The 7,869-nt window shown below is 33.7% G+C and carries 9 protein-coding genes; 5 read left to right on the top strand and 4 right to left on the bottom strand.

Annotated elements, in window-relative coordinates; all coding sequences use genetic code 11:
- The first annotated feature begins 360 nt into the window (after positions 1–360).
- On the top strand, positions 361–912 hold the full coding sequence (locus tag GMD1S_RS09735) for a hypothetical protein (RefSeq protein ID WP_001125257.1): 552 nt from the start codon (positions 361–363) through the stop codon (positions 910–912).
- Between the two features lie 3 nt (positions 913–915).
- Entirely contained in the window at positions 916–2,187 is a 1,272-nt protein-coding gene (locus GMD1S_RS09730; protein WP_000992275.1) for a hypothetical protein, read from the top strand.
- Between the two features lie 131 nt (positions 2,188–2,318).
- On the opposite strand, the gene GMD1S_RS09725 is transcribed toward GMD1S_RS09730, so the two are convergent.
- Positions 2,319–3,287, bottom strand: coding sequence for a tyrosine-type recombinase/integrase (locus tag GMD1S_RS09725; RefSeq protein ID WP_000163596.1), 969 nt, complete (start codon positions 3,285–3,287; stop codon positions 2,319–2,321).
- Positions 3,288–3,640: 353 nt separating this feature from the next.
- Entirely contained in the window at positions 3,641–4,054 is a 414-nt protein-coding gene (locus tag GMD1S_RS09720) for a hypothetical protein (protein WP_000350619.1), read from the bottom strand.
- Positions 4,055–4,295: 241 nt separating this feature from the next.
- Here GMD1S_RS09720 and GMD1S_RS09715 point away from each other — a divergent pair, with 241 nt between their 5' ends.
- The gene (locus GMD1S_RS09715; protein WP_000793101.1) at positions 4,296–4,493 is read left to right on the top strand and encodes a hypothetical protein; all 198 of its coding nucleotides are present in this window, start codon (positions 4,296–4,298) and stop codon (positions 4,491–4,493) included.
- 57 nt (positions 4,494–4,550) lie between these two features.
- On the opposite strand, the gene GMD1S_RS09710 is transcribed toward GMD1S_RS09715, so the two are convergent.
- Positions 4,551–5,159, bottom strand: coding sequence for a DUF1269 domain-containing protein (locus GMD1S_RS09710; RefSeq protein WP_000429534.1), 609 nt, complete (start codon positions 5,157–5,159; stop codon positions 4,551–4,553).
- 833 nt (positions 5,160–5,992) lie between these two features.
- On the opposite strand from GMD1S_RS09710, the gene GMD1S_RS09705 reads away from it, so the two are divergent.
- Both GMD1S_RS09705 and GMD1S_RS09700 read left to right on the top strand, forming a co-directional pair.
- Positions 5,993–6,241 (top strand): type II toxin-antitoxin system RelB/DinJ family antitoxin, encoded by a 249-nt coding sequence (locus GMD1S_RS09705; RefSeq protein WP_001018847.1) that lies wholly within the window; start codon positions 5,993–5,995, stop codon positions 6,239–6,241.
- Positions 6,238–6,537: a type II toxin-antitoxin system RelE family toxin gene (locus GMD1S_RS09700; protein WP_003015041.1), complete on the top strand. Its 300-nt coding sequence runs from the start codon at positions 6,238–6,240 to the stop codon at positions 6,535–6,537. Before GMD1S_RS09705 ends, GMD1S_RS09700 begins: the two co-directional genes overlap by 4 nt.
- Positions 6,538–6,894: 357 nt before the next feature.
- Here GMD1S_RS09700 and GMD1S_RS09695 read toward each other — a convergent pair whose 3' ends face one another.
- Entirely contained in the window at positions 6,895–7,215 is a 321-nt protein-coding gene (locus tag GMD1S_RS09695; protein WP_008295520.1) for a plasmid mobilization protein, read from the bottom strand.
- Between the last annotated feature and the right edge of the window lie 654 nt (positions 7,216–7,869).

Raw genomic sequence — 7,869 nt, 5'->3', positions numbered from 1 at the left:
ACTGTAATCCCTTGATGCTGCTTGGTTTACAACGAAATAGGAATGAGGTGGTTAATGGTTTTTTAGGTCGAGAAACATAGTGGTTCAAAAGAAGAACCGAAAACCCACGTCCCTGTAAGTGTAGAGTCGAATTTAAAACAACGTGACTTTATAGGGGTATTACCTCTACTTTCACTATGTTTTAGAATATGACTAAAATTTGAACTATAAATTGAACGTGCTGTAGCTGCTAAAAATGAGTTGATTTTTGAGAAGAAACCGTTTTCGGCTATCATAGTCCGTTTTGGGCTATGATAGCTTTGAATGTGAAATGAGGCGTGATAAAATATATATAAGAAACAAACAAGGAGCGTATAATCAATGCCAAAATTAAAAAAAGATCAAAAAGAGTATATAGCAGTTATACATCATAATAGCGATTTGCCAGACCATTTTGATCTAGGACCGCTATCTAAGCATGAAGTAGAGATTGTTTTTGGAATATTAGAGATAATACATGATAGATACTCACAAGAGAGCATAACTATCTCATATTCAGATATTGCAGCTATATCAGAATATGCAACTGAACTTTACGAGAATAATACTAATAATCAGTTTGAACATTTTATAGATAGTATTAAATTCAGAATGGTCTCATATAAACAGTTCATAGGACCTGAAGGTCGAAAACATATGGCCTTTAATGATTATATTATTTTTTTGCAGATTGACAAAAATCATAGTAGTCAAGAATTAACACTTTATGTATCAGAATCAGTCTATCAAGATGAAATAAAGGACAAAAATGGGAATCTTATCCAAGAGCAAAGAAGAATTGCTGATTTATTTCGTAAAGAAGATTGGTCTGAAATACAAGTATATGAAAAAGTGAAAGAAGGATACTTGATAAAAATAGAGAAGAGAAAATGATTTATGAACGCTAAAAGAAAACAAAGAAAAAGCAAAGAAAAAATAGAGCAGATCCCAAAAGATGTAGTGGCTTATTACTTGCCAAGTCCAAATGGTGCAAAGAAGATATATTTTACAAGAGACACAATCTTACTCATGTATCATTTAATTCGCTTAAGGTATTTTTCAAGAGAAATGATACTGGATCAGTATTATATCCTTACGGGTAAAGAATTAAACAACAGAACACTGTATTCCTTCATAGGAAATAGCAGAATGCCCCTCAGTCACTTTGAAGACAATTATAGAATAGGTAAGACTAAGTTTCTATATGTTCCTAAGTATTTTGCTGACTGGTTGTTAGATATCATTCATGAAATACCAGGTCTTACTGAGCTGACAAAGGTAACAGAGTTTAAAGGTTCGCATTATAGCCTTAAGACAAACAAAATGATTGGTGGTAAAGATGGTATCAGAAAAATACATCTACATGATTATCATACAAGAAGATTAGCTCTGAAAATCGGTAGACGAATAGTTGAACAGTGCACAGATTTATCACCCAGAGAATTGAACATCACTTACTTTTTTCCGTTTAACCGAAAACTTATTTCACTTGTCCCAGATGCAGTGATCTTTGTTCGAGGCCAGAGGTATTTAATTGAGTATGACAGGAATACAGAGCCTCACTTCAAGCTGCTTGGGAAGATAATGGGATACTTTCAAATGAAATATTATCGAGGAGATACAATTTTCTTTGTCTTTGATAATATTTCAGAGCCAAAAGATAATCGTCTGCATGTACGCATTGTGAATTTTATTGACAATTTATATACCGTACCTTTTGGAGACAGTGGCTTTTCTTACTACGAGAAAACACAAGAGAATACCGTAACCTTGTTTGCATTACCAGAGGTCAATGCACTGTCTCAAATCACAGAGGCCATCATGCACGATATAGTGATTGATGAACGTCAAGAAAACGAAAGATTATTAGAGAAGTGTATGACAGAACGTATCATGCCTTACGATATAGTATCGGCTGAATTAGTGGAAGAACCTGATAGTCCATTCTCTTTAATCTTGACCTACATAGATGATTATTTTGACAAAGAAAAAATGCCCCTTGTAAAATTAAACTATGGTGACGTTAGCAACCCTGATTATTTTGAAAAACTCTACGAGAGATACAAAGATGATTATGCTATGGTTGGGTTAGTATTCTCTTCAGAGATTACAAAACAATACTACAATATGCCTCACAATTATTTTCTCATGAGCCTTTATATCCGATAATAAAAGTAAAAAAAGAGAGTACTTAGTTAAGTCTCTCTTTTTTATTTATTGAAAAATTGAATTAAAAATAACAAAAGGGGATAGAGAGTCTTGTAATATATGAGAAAAAGGTGCGCAAAATTGACCCCATATTACTTTTCTCTTTGGACTAGATCCAAAAAATCCTTATTTTTCTCAAGTAGAATGCACGAATGAGTCTGTTTTAAAATGGCTGCGGATAAAGATTTTTCAAAAATGCGCTCTATCCTACTTATTACTCCTGATATTTTTGGAGCAGTTAGTGGTCTTCTTTTGAAGTCGAGAAATAGAGAATCACTAGTATTAGTAGTTACCGATTTCTCTCTTTCTTTAATGTACGGTGAGATATAGTGGATAAATTCACTTAAAATAGGTTTCTTAATCCGTTCACCTTTAGGAGATGTAACTATTAGCGTCTGTTTGTGTAAGTCAATATCTCTATAAGTAGTTTGCGCTAATTGTTCAAGATCAACTCCAGTTCCAGCAAGTAAAGCGATGATTGCTAAATCCCTGTCTTTATTTTTCAGCAATTTAGATGAGCCTTCTTCTTCATCAAGGAAGAAGTCATAGGGACTCATAGGTTTCTCATTCTTATCAATTTCATCAAAAAAGTATAGCATAGATGGCAAATCATAATGAACTACTCGTACTGTGTTCCCTGCTCCTCTTTTTGATGAAAAAATAGAAAGTATGCCATACTCATTGATCCATTCGTTCATAACATTGCGGTAGAAGTATGGGGCTTTTCTATCACCTGAGAATGATACAACAGTGTAGTAGTTCCAGAATGAGTTTAAGACACTAATAAATCGTTTTTTACCGTCTGGTTTTAGCTCTAAAGAGTTGACATAATCTGCAACAACTTCTACAGGTGTTTGCTCTAAATCATCCATGGTTAATTCATTGGTAGACTTTTTAAGATGGTTACTCGCGTAGAAATCAAGGAATTTTTTCAAGCTATTTAACTTACGGTAGTTGTATAAGTCTTTTGTATTTGTAGTAAAAAAATAATCTACATATAATCGAACGGCAGGAGACCAAAATCCCTCTAATTCGTCATATTTTTTCTCTAATTTTGTCATGATTTCACCTTGCAATTTTATCTATTACTAGATTAACAGAAAATCATGGGCAAATCAAAGTATGATAGGAAAACTTCCTGTTTGAGGAAAACGAAAAAAAAATTACAATTTCAAGCGAAATATCAATAAATTCACGATGTCAAATTGACAAAAATGTGTAAATGTGATACAATATGTCAGTGTTTAATTAACGCAATTAATGTTTTAATTAACACAAATAATTTTCTGAAGAATAAATTATTACATAAAAACTCCCAAAAAAATTTTTTGGAAGTTTCGTTACTAGATTTCGATTTGTAAATTATTGGCGTAATTTACAAATATGATTCATACACTCTTTTGAGTGGATACTATTATTGACGATTACGATTGTTTAACTGCTGTCGTAATCGTTTTTTTATTGTCATTTCAACACTATCTAACATAAAACGCGAAATAAATGCAGAATTACGACTAAGTATTTTCAACAACAAATCAAATGAGTCTTCATGCTGTTTAAATAACATGAATAAGAATGCACTTGATAAAACAAAAAGAGTGAGCCGCCTCCATTTCCATTTTTGTTTTTTTGTGTATTCACACGTTAAAAATGAAGATTTGTCTTGTTTTTTCCGTTTATCATAGATGGAGTATAAACGTTCCATCAATGAGGGAACTTCAAGAATCAACGTAGTAGCTAATAGTTCACTAAAAAATACAGATGTGATAGTGATTTTTATTACTACGTTAATAATCTCGCTGAATAATTTTTTAATTTCTATATCCATAGAAACTCCTTTCTTATAAAAGAAAGAGGTTATGAATCAGCGAAATCTAGCTAGAGACATGGAGCTTCAATGAAGAAGAATATCATATCTCAATTGTATTTTAACATACCAAATCTCTATAGTCAATAACTCGAGAATACACAATATTTACTACTATTAAATAAATTGATTGTTGAGCTTAAAATTCAAGCGTTTCAGGATTTTTAAAAAATTCAAGAACTTCTCAAGATATAATTTAACCATGAAAAATTTAAAAGAAAAAAATATCCAAAAGGTAATCTGGCATATGCAACGGCAGTGTGGTCGATTAGCAGAAATATCTGATGCAGCAGCCATAAAAAATGAATTGTTCTATCTACAAGCGAGCATAGATTGTTTAAATCGTATTTTAAATGATCAAGCTCCATACCCAGGGATTGATCGCGAAGAAGTTTTTTAAAAAAATAGGCTATCTTCCAGAAGTAGAAAGCCTATTTTTTATGAGATGCTTGAGTGCTTACGCTTTCAATTTGTCAAATTTTGCTTTGACATTTGCCTTGAATTCTTCAAGTTTAGCCTTGCGTTCGGCTTTACGTTCAGCCTTCATTTGTGCACGTGCCTGGTTGTAGAGGTCTTCTTGGACTTGCAGAGCTGCTTCGATTTCGGCTACGACGGTTGCTACATCCCAACGCACGATTTGGGTGTCGTACTTGGTGAAGTAAGCATCGATGACTGCTTCGTTGTCTTCTTGCACCAAGGCAACAACGGCTGTTTCACCGTTAGTCAATTTCTGAGAAACAACGTCAATCAGGCCAGTTTCTGCCGTATCAATGGTATCACCAGCAGCCAAACCATAGAGGCTACCCATACCATAACCAAACAAGACGCCGATAGGACCACCCAAAAGCCCGATAACTGAACCGAGCAAGCCACCTTTTAGGGCTGCATCCGTCGTTGAATCTTCAAAGTCATAGCGTTCTTTTTCAACGATATGACCGTTTTCATTTTTGACCAAGGCGATTTGAGCAACCTTGGTCGTCTGAGTTTGGCGGAAAGCCTTCAAATCCGCAAAGGACTGATAAGCTTCGCTTTCAGTGCTAAAGATTGAAACTACTAGATTTTCCATAGTTAATACCTCTTTTCTAAAAATTACACATACATTATAACAAAGTTTTCTTTTTTTTGAAACTACTTTTATGCGACAATTTACATGATATGTCGCAATTTGTCAGCGTCGAAGGACTGGTGCAGGCAGCGGTATATCCTTGCCATATCTCGGGCCAGACACTCTGGCGACTCTGAGTGATTATCAAGAAAGGCGTCCAGCAACATCTTAAAGCCACCCGTGCAAAAAGTCAATAAATGGTGTCTTTCCTACAAATCCCCACCACTGATAGGGGGTACGAACATACACGAAAGTATGGCTAAACCCATGATACGTATAATGACGGTTGAACTGATTAATCCCTATATCCGTCATGTGGAACATAGCACGTAGTACCTGGTGCGGAGTAAAAGTAGTCGCTAGCGATCTTAAAGTTGTCGGTGACTAAGCATGGAAAAACAACATGAAGATTGACTACTTCGCTGTAACATCAAAGATGTCCCATCATAAAAGGTACTAGAAGAGATACTGCTTATTACTCAAGATGGGTTTGCCCTAAAGTCTCTTAAACAATAAGGTGAATTTTGAGATGAACTTTTCAAAAAAACAACTTTCCGAAAAATTGGTCTTTTTCGGAAAGTTTTAGAGTGTGGCTAAAAACAGCATAAACCGTTGGGGCTGTAAGGAATTTTAGCGATAGATTATCCGCCCTCTAAACTGAAATCAGCTCAGAATGACTATCTCAGCATCATTTTTTGACAATTTATACAGAAAAATTATCAACGAGAAAAAAAATAGCTTGAAGAAATCTGTCTTTTTGTGTATAATATACACAAAAAGATGAGGTGATTTAAATGGCTATTACAACTACAAAAGCAAGATTGAATCTAAGTATTGACTCTGAATTAAAACAGGAAGTCGGTGAGGTCTTAAACGAGATTGGACTTGACTATACTACAGCAATTAATTTATATTTCAATAAAATCAGACGTGATCGTAAAATTCCATTTGAACTTGAAGCACGAAAAAATTTAACTGTCGATGAATTTCTTGGTTCAAATTGGCGTGAAGGTTTGGAAAATGTAGAGGATGGTTGGGATTGAGTTATAAAGTTGAATTGATACCTGAAGCACAAGATGATTTTTATAAATTAGATAATAGTCAACGTCTTCATGTTAAAAAGTCACTTATCAAGTTAGAAAATCAAGGAATGCTTGCCGGAGAGGCTCTTCACGGTAATTTAGCAGGTTACAGGAAGTTAAAACACAAAAAACTGGGCCTGAGAATTGTTTTTCATGAAACTGTCAATGCAATTGAAATTATTGAAGTCATTGCTATTGGTAAGAGAAGTGATAACGAAATTTATACAATTTCTGAAAAACGTATAAGAAACAGATGAATTTATTTTAGCCAATCTATATAAAAGAAAAAACGTCCACTATCCCCCTAAAGAAATTGAAAGCAAATGAGCTAAGATAATTGATCACAACCTACCGAGCAGGATAGAAAGTGAGAGTCGTGAGCAACTTATTTGACCTCTTCTTCAGCGTTATGGCAAATGTATTAGCATATTTCATTTGTGAATAGTTGGACGACGAGGATAGTCGGCATTTAGCCTCAAAATACTCGTTAATCAAAAAAAGAGCGTAAAAATCCCTAGAGGACTGTTGTCTTCTAGGGATTTAGTGTGTCCTTGAGCTGTTTGTTCGAGGACTTTTTTATGTATATAAAGTTAAAAAAGATGAGATGTTCAAAGCTATTCCCAAAACTTCCACCATCTCTTCGCTTTCTGTTCAATCAGCAACTGATTATCTTTCTGAGTTGCCAAAATAATCGTATGCAGTTGCTCAATTTGCTTCTTGTAGTCGTCTATTTGAGTTTTAAGGTCTGATATACGCTCATCTTTCTCTTGTAATACATTTGTATTATCTACGTAGTCGCTTGTATTATCCTCTTGGAAGAGTACTTTTCTAGCATATGAACTGATCGAATCTCCAAGTTCTGCAGCTCTTTCCTTTAATTCTTCTTTTTCTTCAACGCTCATCCTGATATTTAGGACAGTCATTTTTTCAGTCAAAACTTTCACCCCGTTAACTAATATAATACATATTATACCACACAGTATTATTTAATAATACACCATAATACAAGAAAAACTGAGTTTTTTGACTAAATTTCTTTAGTATATCTTTAGCAGTGAGCACATGATAAAGATTAAATTCTTTTAACATGCATTTTTAGCCCTATACTGCGTTTTATAAGTTTAGCAAAGGAAAAACTACTGTAAATACTCAAGGATGCTGTTAACGGCCAAAATATGGCTTCTGATGATGTCTTAAATGTGGGATGGTACAAAAAACGTTAAAAACTCAGTTTTTCTCATGATGCGATCATATATGCAGAGGGTCTTATGTAAAACTATAGAAAAATAGGAAGCGAAATGTATTTGACTTCCTATTTGATATTGAAGTTTAGATTTTAGTCTAATATATTTGTAAGTGGTTAGATAGAAAATAGTGAACTGAGTGAAAGATTTTTTTATTTTTTAAAAATAAAATATAGATTTTTTTCTTAAGAAGATACTTTCTAATTTACTTTCTAATATACTTTATATTACTTTATAATACTTTGTCGACCTTAGAAACTCAGTAATATCAAGGGTTTGCAGATAAATAATTGACTATTTTGTACCCCATTATTGACTATTTTGTACCCCATTATTGACTATTTT

Origin of the sequence: Streptococcus sp. GMD1S (genome assembly GCF_000296875.1) — a bacterium.
Classification (GTDB): domain Bacteria; phylum Bacillota; class Bacilli; order Lactobacillales; family Streptococcaceae; genus Streptococcus.
This window is presented reverse-complemented; position numbering and strand designations above follow the sequence as displayed.

What these genes read in the sequence shown, in the direction of transcription:
- GMD1S_RS09735 (WP_001125257.1), top strand. Translation starts at nt 361, where the DNA reads ATGCCAAAATTAAAAAAAGATCAAAAAGAGTATATAGCAGTTATACAT.
- GMD1S_RS09710 (WP_000429534.1), bottom strand. Translation starts at nt 5,159, where the DNA reads ATGGAAAATCTAGTAGTTTCAATCTTTAGCACTGAAAGCGAAGCTTAT.
- GMD1S_RS09705 (WP_001018847.1), top strand. Translation starts at nt 5,993, where the DNA reads ATGGCTATTACAACTACAAAAGCAAGATTGAATCTAAGTATTGACTCT.
- GMD1S_RS09715 (WP_000793101.1), top strand. Translation starts at nt 4,296, where the DNA reads ATGAAAAATTTAAAAGAAAAAAATATCCAAAAGGTAATCTGGCATATG.
- GMD1S_RS09730 (WP_000992275.1), top strand. Translation starts at nt 916, where the DNA reads ATGAACGCTAAAAGAAAACAAAGAAAAAGCAAAGAAAAAATAGAGCAG.
- GMD1S_RS09725 (WP_000163596.1), bottom strand. Translation starts at nt 3,287, where the DNA reads ATGACAAAATTAGAGAAAAAATATGACGAATTAGAGGGATTTTGGTCT.
- GMD1S_RS09720 (WP_000350619.1), bottom strand. Translation starts at nt 4,054, where the DNA reads ATGGATATAGAAATTAAAAAATTATTCAGCGAGATTATTAACGTAGTA.